General features: G+C 33.9%; 15 protein-coding genes. 14 read left to right on the forward strand and 1 reads right to left on the reverse strand.

The annotated features are described in order from the left end of the window. Positions 1–6 precede the first annotated feature (6 nt). The 12 genes from rsfS (at position 7) to lipA (ending at position 9631) form a co-directional block, all read left to right on the forward strand. A complete protein-coding gene (rsfS, locus tag UMM65_RS16915) occupies positions 7–372 on the forward strand; it encodes a ribosome silencing factor (RefSeq protein ID WP_321978264.1) in 366 nt (121 codons plus the stop codon). A 32-nt stretch (positions 373–404) separates the two neighbouring features. Then, positions 405–2453, forward strand: coding sequence for an ATP-dependent zinc metalloprotease FtsH (ftsH, locus tag UMM65_RS16920; RefSeq protein ID WP_321978266.1), 2049 nt, complete (start codon positions 405–407; stop codon positions 2451–2453). A gap of 41 nt (positions 2454–2494) precedes the next feature. Beyond that, positions 2495–3091 (forward strand): hypothetical protein, encoded by a 597-nt coding sequence (locus tag UMM65_RS16925; protein WP_321978268.1) that lies wholly within the window; start codon positions 2495–2497, stop codon positions 3089–3091. 1 nt (position 3092) lies between these two features. Continuing rightward, positions 3093–3887, forward strand: a complete 795-nt coding sequence (locus UMM65_RS16930; protein ID WP_321978270.1) for a phosphatidate cytidylyltransferase — start codon at positions 3093–3095, stop codon at positions 3885–3887. Between the two features lie 9 nt (positions 3888–3896). Then, positions 3897–4550 carry a phosphatidylserine decarboxylase family protein gene (locus tag UMM65_RS16935; protein WP_321978272.1) on the forward strand — a complete coding sequence of 218 codons (654 nt, stop codon included), beginning with the start codon at positions 3897–3899 and terminating at the stop codon, positions 4548–4550. Next, on the forward strand, positions 4543–4812 hold the full coding sequence (locus UMM65_RS16940; protein WP_321978273.1) for an acyl-CoA-binding protein: 270 nt from the start codon (positions 4543–4545) through the stop codon (positions 4810–4812). The genes UMM65_RS16935 and UMM65_RS16940 overlap by 8 nt, the downstream gene beginning before the upstream one ends. Positions 4813–4814: 2 nt before the next feature. Next, complete coding sequence (locus UMM65_RS16945) at positions 4815–5426, forward strand: YceI family protein (RefSeq protein ID WP_321978274.1); 612 nt, start codon at positions 4815–4817, stop codon at positions 5424–5426. A gap of 63 nt (positions 5427–5489) precedes the next feature. Next, entirely contained in the window at positions 5490–5693 is a 204-nt protein-coding gene (locus UMM65_RS16950) for a membrane or secreted protein (protein WP_321978276.1), read from the forward strand. After that, positions 5693–6805, forward strand: coding sequence for a glycosyltransferase (locus tag UMM65_RS16955; protein WP_321978278.1), 1113 nt, complete (start codon positions 5693–5695; stop codon positions 6803–6805). Before UMM65_RS16950 ends, UMM65_RS16955 begins: the two co-directional genes overlap by 1 nt. Continuing rightward, entirely contained in the window at positions 6799–7359 is a 561-nt protein-coding gene (locus UMM65_RS16960) for an RNA polymerase sigma factor (RefSeq protein ID WP_321978280.1), read from the forward strand. The genes UMM65_RS16955 and UMM65_RS16960 overlap by 7 nt, the downstream gene beginning before the upstream one ends. 38 nt (positions 7360–7397) lie before the next feature. Continuing rightward, a complete protein-coding gene (locus UMM65_RS16965; protein ID WP_321978282.1) occupies positions 7398–8618 on the forward strand; it encodes an Nramp family divalent metal transporter in 1221 nt (406 codons plus the stop codon). A gap of 146 nt (positions 8619–8764) precedes the next feature. Then, positions 8765–9631, forward strand: coding sequence for a lipoyl synthase (gene lipA / locus UMM65_RS16970; RefSeq protein WP_321978283.1), 867 nt, complete (start codon positions 8765–8767; stop codon positions 9629–9631). Between the two features lie 186 nt (positions 9632–9817). Here the strand turns inward: lipA and UMM65_RS16975 are convergent, their stop codons facing one another. Further along, positions 9818–10645, reverse strand: coding sequence for a UbiA prenyltransferase family protein (locus UMM65_RS16975; protein ID WP_321978285.1), 828 nt, complete (start codon positions 10643–10645; stop codon positions 9818–9820). A 126-nt stretch (positions 10646–10771) separates the two neighbouring features. On the opposite strand from UMM65_RS16975, the gene gcvP reads away from it, so the two are divergent. Both gcvP and UMM65_RS16985 read left to right on the forward strand, forming a co-directional pair. Beyond that, positions 10772–13621 carry an aminomethyl-transferring glycine dehydrogenase gene (gcvP, locus tag UMM65_RS16980; RefSeq protein WP_321978287.1) on the forward strand — a complete coding sequence of 950 codons (2850 nt, stop codon included), beginning with the start codon at positions 10772–10774 and terminating at the stop codon, positions 13619–13621. 112 nt (positions 13622–13733) lie between these two features. After that, on the forward strand, positions 13734–14420 hold the full coding sequence (locus UMM65_RS16985; protein ID WP_321978288.1) for a hypothetical protein: 687 nt from the start codon (positions 13734–13736) through the stop codon (positions 14418–14420). Positions 14421–14681 lie beyond the last annotated feature (261 nt).

Raw genomic sequence — 14681 nt, forward strand, 5'->3', positions numbered from 1 at the left:
CAGTTAATGGCGAAAAACGAAGTAAGTACAGATCAGTTAATTTCTGAAATAATAAATGGCATAGATAAAGTTAAAGGTTTGAATATTAACATTCTGGACCTAAGGGATATTGAAAATACAGTTTGTGACTATTTTATAGTTTGCGAAGGAAATTCAAACACTCAGGTAAACGCCATTTCGGGTGCGGTACAAAAAACAGTAAGCAAAGCGTTAAAAGAAAATCCATGGCACGTAGAAGGTGAAAACAATGCCGAATGGATTTTATTGGACTATATAAATGTTGTAGTTCATGTTTTTCAGAAACACATTAGAGAATTTTATGACATAGAGAGCTTGTGGGGAGATGCCAAAATTACCACGATAGGGGCTTAATTTTAAAACAATAACAATTTTAGAACACATCAATGAGCAAGGATAATAACAAAAAAAATAACAATAAGCCTTTCAAGGAGTTTAAATTTAAATTCAATTTTTATTGGATTTATGGTATTTTGTTTGCATTAATAATCGGATATCAATTCTTTAACAGTTCCGAATTGGCTACAAGCAAATTAACCGAAAATGAATTTAATGAAATATTAAAGGAAAATGATGTTAAAAAAGTTGTAATCGTAAATAATGATGTTGCACAGGTATTTATTAAAGAAGAAGCTTTACAAAAAGAAAAATATAAAGAAAAAACAAAAAGTCCCTTTTATAACCCAAAGGATCCGTTATATGTTTTTGACTTTGGTGATTTACAGAATTTTGAAAAAGACCTAAGTAGCCATAAAGCAGAATATAATCTAGATTTTGACACCAATAACACAACCGAAACCAGTATTTGGGATGGTATTTTTATGTGGTTGCCATTTATTTTTATCATTGCCATTTGGATTTTTATTATGAGACGTATGTCAGGTTCAGGCGGTGGTGGTGGACCTGGAGGTCAAATTTTTAATATTGGGAAATCCAAAGCAAAATTATTTGATCAAGATCAAAAAGTACAAACTTCATTTAAAGATGTAGCTGGATTGGAAGGTGCAAAAGAAGAAGTTCAAGAAATAGTCGATTTTCTAAAAAATCCTGATAAATATACTAAATTAGGGGGTAAAATTCCGAAAGGAGCTTTATTAGTAGGTCCTCCGGGAACAGGCAAAACATTGTTAGCCAAAGCTGTTGCAGGTGAAGCTAAGGTACCGTTCTTTTCGTTGTCTGGTTCAGATTTTGTGGAAATGTTTGTGGGTGTAGGTGCTTCTCGTGTTAGAGATTTGTTTAAACAAGCAGCACAGAAATCACCATCAATAATTTTTATAGATGAAATTGATGCCATAGGTAGAGCTAGAGGAAAAAATAATTTTACTGGTGGTAATGACGAACGTGAAAACACATTGAATCAGTTACTGACAGAGATGGACGGTTTTGGTACAGATACGAATGTAATCGTCTTAGCGGCTACCAACCGAGCTGATGTTTTAGATAAAGCCTTAATGCGTGCCGGTAGATTTGACAGACAAATTTATGTAGATTTACCTGACATGAACGAGCGTAAAGAAATCTTTGAGGTTCATATTAGACCTTTGAAGATGGCTAAAGATGTTGATATAGAATTTTTAGCTAAACAAACACCTGGTTTTTCAGGTGCAGATATTGCCAATGTTTGTAATGAAGCTGCTTTAGTAGCCGCCAGACAGAACAAAAAAGCGGTACACCACCAAGATTTCCTAGATGCCGTTGATAGAATTGTGGGTGGTTTAGAAAAGAAAAATAAAATTATAACACAAAAAGAAAAACGAACCATTGCTTTTCACGAGGCTGGTCACGCCACGGTAAGTTGGACCTTGGAGCATGCTGCCCCATTGGTAAAAGTTACCATAGTGCCTAGAGGTCAATCACTGGGTGCAGCTTGGTATTTGCCCGAAGAACGCATGATTGTTCAAACAGAGCAAATGCTTGATGAAATGTGTGCTGCCTTAGGTGGTAGAGCTGCGGAAAAATTAATTTTTGGAAAAATTTCTACCGGAGCATTGAGCGATCTTGAAAAAATCACCAAACAAGCTCGTGCCATGATTACCATTTACGGATTGAGCGATAAATTAGGGAATATTACCTATTACGATTCTTCAGGGCAATCTGACTATAATTTTTCAAAACCTTATAGTGAAGAAACAGCAAAACTAATTGATAAAGAGATTTCTGAATTAATTGAAACGCAGTATAAGAGAGCTATTAAGATTCTCACAGAGCACAAAAAGGAATTGACAACATTAGCAGAACTTTTGTTGGAAAAAGAGGTTATTTTTAGCGATGATTTGGTAAAAATATTTGGCGAAAGACCTTTTGTAAAAGAACCTTTGGCTGTAAAGAAAGAGGATAAAAAGCCTGAAGAAAAAATAATAGATGTAACGGCAGAAGACATTAAAGATAAAAAAGATGTGAACAATGAGGGCGAGATTTCAACAGAATTAGCCTAATCGTTTCTTAAATATATATTTTTGAGAAACTCTCATACAACATGAACCTTTTTAAGAAAATTTTTAGCACAGCCCCAGAAGAAGAACCTACTAAAACCAATATTAAAACATCTGTTTTAGAAATGTCTTCTTTAGATGAAACTTTTGTTCAAAATTTTATAGATAAAGGCGGTAAGTTTTTATACTGTACAAACCAAGAGGAGGTTAATCAGAATTTGTCCAATATTATTAAAGAAAACAATTGGGAAAAAGTTGTTTGCTTTAATAACGACCTAAATAAAATTCTGACTATTGTAGATAGTGACAGTACCTCTACTATCAGTAAACAATACCCATTTTTTACGTATTGTGAACATTTGCTCGCAGATGAGGGAAGTATATTGTTTTCTTCGGAACAAGTACACTATCATAAAATTGCCGAACTGCCAGATTACTTTATTGTTTTTGCAAAAACCAGTCAAATGGTAAAAGATAAAAGCGAAGGGTTGATGGGTATAAGGCAAACTTACCAAAAGAACTTTCCTACAAACATTAGTTCTATAAAAAGTTATGTGCCAGAAAAAGTGGATGATGATTTTTTAAGCTTCGGTAACAATAATGCAAAAAACTTATATTTGCTGTTATTAGAAGATTTGTAAAATGCGAGAAATCCTTATCAGGGCTTTATCGGGTATTATTTATGTAGCTGTAATTATTGGCAGTATACTTTATGCCAAAGAATCCTTTTATGTGGTTTTTTATTTTATAATGATGTTGTGTCTTTATGAATTTAAAAATATTATAAAGCTTAGCTACAAATGGACATTTGTTGTCGCCACATTAATTTATGTCAACTTTATAGACATACCGCTTTTAGACTTTAAGTACTTACATTTTTTGCTTATTATAAGTTTGTTTATCCCTGTAATCTATCAACTGTTTAAATCTAAAATCACCTTAACTTCTAGTAAGCTAGGGCACTACTTCTTAGCATTGGCATATATTGCACTTCCGTTTGCAATGCTCATACAAATACCTTTTATTGACGGCAACTATCATCCAAAAATCATCATTAGTATTTTTATATTAATTTGGGTGAGCGATACATTTGCATACATAGTCGGCAGTCAAATAGGCAAGACAAAACTTTACGAAAAAGTGTCACCGAATAAAACCGTTGAAGGGGCTTTGGGAGGATTAGTGGCTGCTTTAACAGGAGGTTATGTCATCTCATTATATTTAACAGAAATTGATTTATTGCATTGGATAATCATAGCATTTATAGTGTTTGGATTTGGTCTACTGGGAGATTTAATCGAATCTAAATTTAAACGGGAAGCAGGTTTAAAAGACAGTAGTAATTTTATACCAGGGCATGGCGGTTTTTTGGATAGATTGGATAGTATTATTTTTGCTGCACCTTTTGTTTACGTATATTTACACATCATTACTTAACTATTAAAAATGTTTCATAAAGAAGGATATAAAATAATAATAATTTCAATGCTGATTTTTGCCGGCGTTATTTTATTGATAGATAACTTCATTCATATTGAATGGCTAAGAACCTCGCTTATGGTGTTGTTCTTAATTCTATTTGTGCTTATTCTACAATTCTTTAGAAATCCCAAACGTCTTACAGTTGAAAATAATAAACACATACTTGCTCCAGTTGATGGAAAAGTTGTGGTTATTGAAGAAGTTGAAGAAAATGAATTTTTTAAAGATAAACGCCGACAGATTTCCATTTTTATGTCGCCCTTGAATGTACATGTAACTAGATATCCTGTTGGAGGAAAAGTAATTTACAGCAAATACCATCCAGGAAAATATTTAGTGGCTTGGCATCCAAAATCTTCTACAGAAAATGAGAGAACTACAGTAGTTGTGGAAAATAGTGCTGTTGGTAAAATATTACATCGGCAAATAGCCGGTGCCATGGCAAAACGAATTGTAAATTATGCCAACGAAAATGACAATGCCGTACAAGGAGCCGATTCCGGATTTATAAAATTTGGATCTAGAGTAGATGTTTTTATCCCTTTAGATATGAAAATAAATGTATCTATAAACGATAAAGTTAAAGGAGGCGAAACCATAATAGCCGAGTATGTCTAAACTTGATGATAGATTTAAAACCGCTTTTGAAATTGCCTCAGCAATGACGCAAAAAATCCCGCCTGATATTATGTTAAAATTTTACGCCTACTACAAACAGGCAACAAAAGGTGGAAATTACACACAACCTACTGAAGGTATTCCGTTAAAAAACGCCTTTAAATTAAATGCATGGCTTCAAATTAAAAATTTAAGTACAGACGAAGCTAAAATAAAATACATTGAATTAGTTGAAGAAATCACAAACCAAAAAATAAAATAACTATGAGCCCTATTAAAAAAATATCCATTATATGCTTAGGTTTACTATTAAGTTTTAGTACTATTTCTTGTAAAAAAGAAATTACAAAAACACCTGCTAAATTTTCAGTTGAGCCCAAAACAATCACCGTAAACTGGACGGGCTATAAAACAACTGACAAAGTACCGGTTAATGGTGTTTTCCAAGAAATAGTAATTAACAATGTAAAAAACGATACCTCTGCAGTAGGTGCATTAAATGGAACAACTTTCGATATTCCCGTAAGCAGTCTTTTCTCAAAAGACCCAATAAGAGATACTAAGTTAAAAGAGCTATTTTTTGGGGTTATGGATGCAACCGTATCATTAACAGGTACTTTAAATTTGAGCCAAGACGGAACTGGAAATGTTGATTTAAAAATGAACGGTACCCAGCATAAAATTCCAATTACTTACATTGTAAGTGGGCAATTGGTAGAGTTAGAAGGTACGCTAAATCTAGAAGATTTTAAGGCTGAATCTGCATTAGCATCAATAAGTGAAGCCTGTTTCGATTTACACAAGGGTGCAGATGGTGTTAGCAAGACATGGAGCGAAGTAGGCATTAGTGCTGCCGTTTATTTAAAGAAAGAATAAACTAACCCATAGTTAAAATTTTAAATTTCATCGAATTTCAGTATCTTTGTTGAAAATAAAAAAATGAAACTTTTACTGCTTACTTTAGGTCTGTTAGCTCTAGCCTTTGCAGGGATTGCCATTAAAATTTGGGCAAAAAAAGATGGTAAATTTGCAGGTACCTGTGCCAGTCAGAACCCTATGCTAAATAAAGATGGGGAATCTTGTGGATTTTGCGGTAAAACTCCAGATCAATTCGATACGTGTAAAGAACCCCAACATAACTGATGTTATCTTTTTTATATGTAATTTTTATTTTGAGCGTCATCGCTCAGGTAGTCTTCTTTTACATATTCAGTAAATTTTCCTTTTCAAAATATCAAGGTTCTAATGTGCTACAACTTAAAATTTCAGTTGTAATCTGTGCCAGAAACGAAGCCGATAATATAGAACGAAATATAGAAAAAGTGCTAACTCAACGCTATCGTGATTTTGAGGTTATTGTAGTTAATGATGCTTCAACCGATGGCACATTGGCAATACTTAAACAATATCAAATTAGGTTTAAACATTTAAAAATTATTGATATTGAAGCGAGTAATAATTATACCGGTAACAAAAAGAAAGCAATTACAGAAGGTGTAAATGCATCCAAATACGATTATATTTTACTTACTGATGCCGATTGCGAACCTGCTTCACCGTATTGGATGTCTGAAATGGCATCTCAGTTCTCTATTAAAAAACAAATTGTTTTAGGTTATGGTGCTTACAAAAAAATAAAAGGTTCATTTTTAAATAAATTGATACGTTATGAGACTTTACTAACTGCCATTCAATATTTTTCTTATGCGAAAATAGGAATTCCATATATGGGAGTTGGTAGAAATTTGGCATACAAAAAAGAGTTGTTCAATAAAGCCAATGGTTTAGAAAACCACGCTAACATTAAATCTGGTGATGACGATCTTTTTGTAAATCAAGTTGCTACAAAACAAAATACCACTGTTTGTTTTACCAAAGATAGTTTTACACTATCTGAACCTAAATCTACATTTAAAAGTTGGCTAAACCAAAAAAGACGACATATAACAACTGCTAAGCATTATAAATCTATACATAAAAACTTATTGGGCATCTATTATTTATCACAAATCTCATTTTGGGTATTGGCAATAATATTATTGGCTTTTTCGTTAATTGGACAGATGGAAATTTTGAATGTAATCGTGTTGATTCTAATGCGACTACTTACACAATTTATTGTAGTTGGTAATGCCGCTAAAAAACTTAATGAAAAAGATTTGATTTTATGGTTTCCTTTATTAGACATATATTTAGTGTTTATTCAATTTGGCATATTCATTGCAAACCTTAATAGAAAACCGCAGGCTTGGTAAAAAAAACCGAAAACATAATCGATAGTATAAACAAAGCAAAAAAAGGTGATGAAACATCATATACTTTTTTGTTAAACATTTTTTGGAAAGATATCTATCGTTTTATCCTAACAAAGTCTAATGACGAAAACGAAGCAGAAGATTTAACCATTAGAACTTTCGCAAAGGCATTTGACAAAATAGATACTTTTGACGAAAATTACGAATTTAAAACTTGGTTAATATCAATTGCAAACAATTTATTCATAGATCAGCTACGTAAAAAAAAGACGGAAACTATATCCCTACATAAAAAAAATTCTGAAGCCTATAAAATTGAAGATGAAGAACCCACACCTGATGACCAGTTAATTATTGAGCAAAATCTAGCTCAATTATTGGCCTATATAAAACTGTTAAAACCACATTATCAAGAAATTATAAACCTTCGCTTTTTTCAAGAAATGAGCTATAAAGAAATGGCCAAAGAACTTGACGAACCTATGAGCAATATAAAAGTGAAGCTGTTACGGGCAAAAAAATTATTGGCCGAAATTATTAATTCCTCCAAATAAATTATTTTTATTACTTTCACAAAACCTAACTTAACTTTGTGAAAAAAAGCTGGCTCAAACAATTAGGCCCCGGATTACTTTTTGCGGGTGCGGCAATAGGCGTTTCCCATTTAGTGCAATCTACAAGAGCAGGTGCCGACTTCGGATTTGGATTATTATGGGCGGTTTTATTGGTGAACCTTTTTAAATATCCCTTTTTTCAATATGGTCCGCGTTATGCTACAGCAACCGGAGAGAGTTTGATAGACGGTTATAAAAGATTGGGCAAAGGTGTTTTAATCGGTTACTATATACTCACTTTTGCCACTATGTTTACAATACAAGCTGCAGTTACCATAGTAACAGCCGGTTTGGCAGCAAATTTATTCGGTATAACCCCAGATACCACTATTTGGAGTATTATAATTACCCTAATTTGCTTAGCGACTTTACTCATAGGAAAATACAAACTACTTGACAATCTAATAAAAGTAATTATAGTTATTCTTACCGTAAGTACTTTAATAGCAGTTAGCGTGGCTATTTTCAACACAGAAAAAACTATTAAACTTACCCAAATATTCCCCAGAGGTACATTAGAAATAGCATTTCTAATTACATTTTTGGGATGGATGCCGGCTCCATTGGATATATCTACTTGGCATTCTTTATGGGCATTGGAAAAAAGAAAAGATGGCAAAAAGGAGTTTGATACTAAACAATCATTGTTCGATTTTAACATAGGTTATGTGGGTGCAACCATGTTGGCATTTTGTTTTGTGGCTCTTGGAGCTTTGATTATGTATCAATCTGGAAATGAATTTAGTAGTAGTGCCGGGGTATTTGCTCAGCAAATAATAAGTCTATACACAGATACTTTAGGTTCGCAAACGGCTATCTTTATTGGTATTGCCGCATTTACTACTATGCTGAGTACAACCTTAACCTGTCTGGATGCTTCGCCACGTGCTATGGAACGGTCAACGGAATTGTTATATGATAGAAAGACAAAACTCAACTATAATTTTTGGATAATTTTATTATCTGCAGGCACAATGATTATCCTTTTCTACTTTGTTTCCAACATGATTACTATGGTAAAAATAGCAACCATTTTATCGTTTTTAACTGCTCCATTTTATGCCATTGCAAATTTTATGTTGATTTCGGGCAAGCACACCCCAAAAGAATGGCACCCTTCAATAGCACTAAAAATTCTGAGTTATCTAGGTATCATATTCCTTATTGGATTTAGTGTTTGGTATTTATTTAATTTGTAGTCAACACTGAACTTTGTGTAAAAAGCAGGAGTAAGATTAAAAGATTCCCGCCTTCGCGGGAATGACACGTGCAGAAGATTGTAATCACTTCATTATTTAAAATTGAATTCGTAACTTTGTATCTTCATAAAATTGAACACCTATACATGTCCGAAGAATCTGTAATACTTCCTGTAAAAAAACCCAAATGGTTGCGTGTAAAACTGCCAACTGGTAAAAAATATACCGAATTAAGAGGTTTGGTCGAAAAATACGATTTACACACTATCTGTACAAGTGGTAGTTGCCCAAATATGGGCGAATGTTGGGGAGAAGGTACGGCCACCTTTATGATTTTAGGAAATGTATGTACAAGATCGTGTGGGTTTTGTGGAGTAAAAACGGGAAGACCAGATACTGTTGATTGGGAAGAACCGGAAAAAGTAGCCCGTTCCATAAAAATAATGCAAATAAAACATGCGGTAATTACCTCTGTTGATCGTGACGATTTAAAAGACGGTGGATCCATCATTTGGGCAGAAACTATAAATGCCATTCGTAGGGCAAACCCAGAAACTACATTAGAAACATTGATACCTGACTTTCAGCTAATTCACAAAAATATTGATCGAATTGTTGCAGTTGCACCAGAAGTGGTTTCACATAATGTAGAAACCGTTAGGCGTTTGACTAGAGAAGTACGAATTCAGGCTAAATATGATAGAAGTTTGGCCGTACTTAAATATTTAAAAGACAGTGGTATTAACAGAACCAAGTCTGGAATAATGCTCGGTTTGGGTGAAAAAGAAGAAGAAGTTTTCCAAACTATGACCGATTTAAGAAATGTAAATGTGGATGTGGTTACTATTGGTCAATATTTACAACCTAGCAAGATGCACTTGCCCGTAAAGGAATTTATTACGCCCGAGCAATTTAAAAAGTATGAAGAATTCGGCTTAAATCTAGGCTTTAGACATGTAGAAAGTGGTGCTTTGGTAAGGTCTTCTTACAAGGCCCAAAAGCATATTTTGTAAATTTTTAACATATTTTTGCACTTCATTAACCTATCTCACACAATTTTGGCACAACTATTGCCGTTATATTAATGTAAACAAAGTAATTTGTTTCATTGTATAAATTATTTGAGTTAGTTAAAAAGAAAGCGTCCTAGGAGTAGGACGCTTTTTTAATTTATACGACGTTTGAATGTTTAATTGGAATTAACCCAACCAAATAAACAATCCCAACCAAGCCATGGGCAAACTTTCCACAAAAAAAGCACTATAATATTCATTTTGTTTGTCAGTTGACTTCGCCAAAAAAAGCAATGTTATGAAAGCTATAAAAAAATGAATTCGTAACTGTTCTGGTTGAACTGGTGATTTTAAAAATTCCAAACCTAAAAATAACATTAAAAATAACAATCCTAACCATATGGATTTTTGAATGCCGATGGCTTGTGGCAACGTTTTTAACTCCTCTTTATCATAAGACATATCTCGTATATCAAAAGGAATGGTTATGGCCACCACAAATAAAAATCGTTGGATAAATGTAATAATTTCATCCAATCCGATACTGATTCTATGTTGAATCAATGGAATTAAAACCGTTACACCAGCCCAAGAAACAGCAATTAAAAACAACTTTATAAATGCTACATATCTTAACGATAATTTTCGCTTTTTTGTCCCGAAAGGACTTACATAAAACATTGTAACTACGGCAAAGGGAAATAACCAAAGTATAGTTTGGTATCTAAATTTAAAAACCATGGCAAAAGCAATAACACCACTAAAAACCGTGAGCAATATAATTATTGACTTATTGGTTTTTATAAATTCAAAAAACCAAGGCTGTACTTCTTCCACTCTAAAAATACGGATTAAGTTATAAGAAAAAATTGTTGAAAACAGGCAAAATAACGGAATCAAATTACTGTGAATTTGATAAGTTAACAACGTGATTTTTACCAAACAAAATACAGCCAATGCCACGTGAACATTACTAAAAATGTAAAAATTTAAGATCCTTTTTAAGGTTGGCATTTAGTAAGTTAACTTAAATGATGTGATGCTGATAAATAGTATAATTCTTCATTCAAAAATACCTCTTTTTTCGTTACTTTTGATTTTTACTAATTTGTAGTTTCCTACGCCAAATAATATACCGACATGAAAACGGACTCTTTTACATTAAGACACCTCGGTCCTCGTGAAAATGACCTTTCTGAAATGCTTGACACCATTGGTGTAAAAAGCTTGGACGAGTTGATTGACAATACCATACCCAATCATATTAAACTGGAAAAATCGTTGAATTTGCCTTCGCCCATGGGCGAGTATGAATTTAGCAGTTATATTCAAAATCTATCTAAAAAGAATGCAGAATTCAAATCTTATATCGGTTTGGGTTATCACCCCACAATTTTACCCGCAGTTATTCAACGAAATATTTTTGAGAATCCTAGTTGGTACACTTCTTATACACCATATCAAGCAGAAATTTCTCAGGGCAGATTAGAAGCTCTATTGAATTATCAAACCGTGGTTTCTGACCTTACAGGTATGGATATGGCAAATTCCTCTTTATTGGATGAAGGCACAGCCGCTGCCGAGGCAATGATTATGTTGTACAACAATCGTTCTAGAGACCAAAAGAAAAATGATGCTCTACAGTTTTTTGTTTCAGATGATGTATTGCCACAAACTGTTTCTATTTTAAAAACACGTTCGGAGCCTTTGGGTATAGAACTTATTTACGGTCACCACGAAGAAGTTCAGTTTTCTTCAAATGTATTTGGGGCTATTGTTCAGTATCCTACAAAAGACGGACAGATTTATGATTATTCAGATTTTATTGAAAAAGCAAATCAACAAGACATTAAAGTGATTGTAGCTGCCGACTTATTGAGTTTAGCCATTTTAAAATCTCCAGGAGAAATGGGAGCATCTATTACCGTAGGTACTTCGCAACGCTTTGGGGTTCCTATGGGTTATGGCGGCCCTCATGCAGGATATTTTGCGACAAAAGAAGAATATAAAAGATCCATCCCGGGACGGATTATTGGCGTAACCATCGATGCCGATGGTAACCGAGCGTTACGAATGGCCCTACAAACCAGAGAACAACATATAAAGCGTGAAAAAGCAACCTCAAACATTTGTACAGCTCAGGTTTTGTTGGCGGTTATGGCGGGTATGTATGCGGTATATCATGGTGCGGACGGACTGAAATATATTGCCAACAAAATCCATAGTTTGACAACTATCTTAGACGATGAAGTCAAAAAACTAGGTTTAGAACAAGAAAATTCAGCATTTTTTGACACATTAAAAATAAAAGTAACCGCTGCAAATGTTATTAAAAAACTGGCCGAGGCTTCAGAAATTAACTTTTCTTATATAGACCACACCACCATAGGAATTTCATTGAACGAAACCACTACAATAGCCGATGTAGACCAAATCATTTCTATTTTGGCTGAAGCCGAAAATGCAGAACATACAGCCTGTGCCAATTATGCGGAAGTCAATTCAATTCCCGAAAAGGTAAAACGAAATACGGAATTTATGACGCATGAAGTTTTTGAAAATTACCATTCAGAAACCGAAATGATGCGTTATATAAAAAGATTGGAAAACAAAGATATTTCCTTGACGGATTCCATGATTTCTTTAGGTTCTTGTACCATGAAATTGAATGCCGCTTCTGAAATGCTACCATTGAGTTCCAGTAGCTGGAACAGTATTCACCCCTTTGTACCAATTGAACAAGCCCAAGGTTATCAAGAAATGCTAAGGGATTTAGAACATTCTTTAAATATTATTACAGGTTTTGATGCCACTTCGTTACAACCAAATTCCGGTGCTCAGGGCGAGTATGCTGGTTTAATGGTAATCAGGGCCTATCACGCCTCACGTGGCGAATCGCACCGACATATTTGCTTGATTCCAGCTTCTGCCCATGGTACAAATCCCGCCTCTGCGGTTATGGCGGGTATGAAAGTGGTGGTTACCAAAACTTCCGAAGATGGAAATATTGATGTGGACGATTTACGCGAAAAAGCGGAATTACACAAAGACAATCTCGCTGCGTTGATGGTTACTTATCCTTCCACACATGGTGTATTTGAAAGTGCCATTATGGACATTACCAAAATTATTCACAACAATGGCGGACAAGTTTATATGGACGGTGCCAATATGAATGCACAGGTAGGGTTGACCAATCCCGCTACTGTTGGTGCGGATGTTTGCCATTTGAATTTACATAAAACCTTTGCCATTCCACACGGTGGTGGTGGTCCAGGAGTTGGTCCTATTTGTGTGGCAAAGCATTTAGCCCCATTTTTACCGACCAACCCCATTATAAAAACGGGTGGGCAACATGCCATAACAGGAATTTCTGCTGCACCTTGGGGTTCTGCATTGGTAGATTTGATTTCTTATGGTTACATAAAAATGTTAGGGGCTCAAGGGTTGACCAAAGCCACTAAATATGCCATTTTAAATGCCAATTATTTGAAATCAAAATTAGAGAAACATTATAAAATACTTTATACAGGCGAAAAAGGTTTTGCCGCCCATGAAATGATTGTTGATTTTAGAGAGTTTAAAGAAAAAGGGGTTGAAGTAACCGATATTGCCAAACGATTAATGGATTATGGCTTCCATGCTCCTACTCTTTCGTTTCCCGTTGCTGGTACTTTAATGATTGAACCTACCGAAAGTGAAAGCAAACAGGAATTAGATCGTTTTTGTGATGCATTGATTTCCATAAAATCTGAAATTGATGCTTACGAAGAAGGCACAGATTCCGTATTAAAAAATGCTCCTCATACACAGGCAATGTTGACAACTGATGATTGGCAATTTAGCTATACTCGAAAAGAAGCTGCATTTCCATTACCGTATATTTCAGAAGCCAAATTTTGGCCACCTGTACGTAGGGTTGATGATGCTTATGGAGATAGGAATTTGGTGTGTAGTTGTGTTCCGATTGAAGATTATATGGAGGTGTAGGTGTTAATTTTTGATAATTATTTAAATGTCTAGTCCTTAATAATATAATAGAAACCCAAAGAATATATCCATTGTATTGTTATATAAATGTTACGTGTAATATGAAATAACTATGAGAGTTAAATATAAAAATGAGTTATATCAAATCATTAGAGAAAATCATATCGAACCTGAAGATTTTGAACTTTCAGAGAAAAAGAAAGATGGTTTGCCAGCTGTCATTTTAAAACACAAAAAATCGCCATTTAAATTCATAGTTAGAAATTCAACTAGTAATTATGAATTATTTGATTTCCAATACACAGAATATGGGTCGGATTTTGCTCTGTCACCTATTTTTCCAAACGATGAATTTACAGAATTCGATATTGTTGCCAATGAATTTGAAGAGTGGCTAAATACGACTTTGAGCGAATACCTTAATGACCAAAACGACATCGATTTGTGGTCTCAATTGAAATACAACACCAAATCTTTAGATATAAATTCTATTGACTTTGACAATAAAGAGGAATTCTTAATTGAGGAAAAAAAACAAGTTAAACTAGCTATTAATGAGCTTAAACTATTGATTAATCATAGATTTAATATTAGTGAGAGCGAACGAGAAATTGTTAGTGATAGATTGGATTATTTAATAAATGCTACCGAACGTCTAAATAAATATGATTGGAAAAGTTTAGTTATTTCAACGTTGATAAGTATTTCAGTAGCTCTTTCATTTGATACTGAAAAAGGAAAATTGCTTTTTGAATTATTCCGAAAAGTATTTTTACAAATTCAAAACATTGGGCAATAGCCCAGCTCCCCCATCCCCCAGTTCCCACCAGTTTGCAACTGGTGGCTTATAAATATAAAAGACACATAAACCTCAAAAGTCAACGTATGTGTTGACTTTTTATGATTTTGTCAAGCTGCAGCTTGACAAAAACTATACTTATACCATTTCTGATTTAAAAATACTCAAAAAATGTTTTAGTGTATAATTGATAACTGGTGATAGATTTTATAAGTTCAGGAGTTAGTTGGTTTACCATCTCAGTAATTTTATCTTGTAGCG

The organism is Aureibaculum koreense, from assembly GCF_034296135.1.
Classification (GTDB): Bacteria; Bacteroidota; Bacteroidia; order Flavobacteriales; family Flavobacteriaceae; genus Aureibaculum.

Excerpts from the sequence above, each read along its gene's own strand:
- rsfS (WP_321978264.1), top strand. The coding sequence starts at position 7 with ATGGCGAAAAACGAAGTAAGTACAGATCAGTTAATTTCTGAAATAATA.
- ftsH (WP_321978266.1), top strand. The coding sequence starts at position 405 with ATGAGCAAGGATAATAACAAAAAAAATAACAATAAGCCTTTCAAGGAG.
- UMM65_RS16925 (WP_321978268.1), top strand. The coding sequence starts at position 2,495 with ATGAACCTTTTTAAGAAAATTTTTAGCACAGCCCCAGAAGAAGAACCT.
- UMM65_RS16930 (WP_321978270.1), top strand. The coding sequence starts at position 3,093 with ATGCGAGAAATCCTTATCAGGGCTTTATCGGGTATTATTTATGTAGCT.
- UMM65_RS16935 (WP_321978272.1), top strand. The coding sequence starts at position 3,897 with ATGTTTCATAAAGAAGGATATAAAATAATAATAATTTCAATGCTGATT.
- UMM65_RS16940 (WP_321978273.1), top strand. The coding sequence starts at position 4,543 with ATGTCTAAACTTGATGATAGATTTAAAACCGCTTTTGAAATTGCCTCA.
- UMM65_RS16945 (WP_321978274.1), top strand. The coding sequence starts at position 4,815 with ATGAGCCCTATTAAAAAAATATCCATTATATGCTTAGGTTTACTATTA.
- UMM65_RS16950 (WP_321978276.1), top strand. The coding sequence starts at position 5,490 with ATGAAACTTTTACTGCTTACTTTAGGTCTGTTAGCTCTAGCCTTTGCA.
- UMM65_RS16955 (WP_321978278.1), top strand. The coding sequence starts at position 5,693 with ATGTTATCTTTTTTATATGTAATTTTTATTTTGAGCGTCATCGCTCAG.
- lipA (WP_321978283.1), top strand. The coding sequence starts at position 8,765 with ATGTCCGAAGAATCTGTAATACTTCCTGTAAAAAAACCCAAATGGTTG.
- UMM65_RS16975 (WP_321978285.1), bottom strand. The coding sequence starts at position 10,645 with ATGCCAACCTTAAAAAGGATCTTAAATTTTTACATTTTTAGTAATGTT.
- gcvP (WP_321978287.1), top strand. The coding sequence starts at position 10,772 with ATGAAAACGGACTCTTTTACATTAAGACACCTCGGTCCTCGTGAAAAT.
- UMM65_RS16985 (WP_321978288.1), top strand. The coding sequence starts at position 13,734 with ATGAGAGTTAAATATAAAAATGAGTTATATCAAATCATTAGAGAAAAT.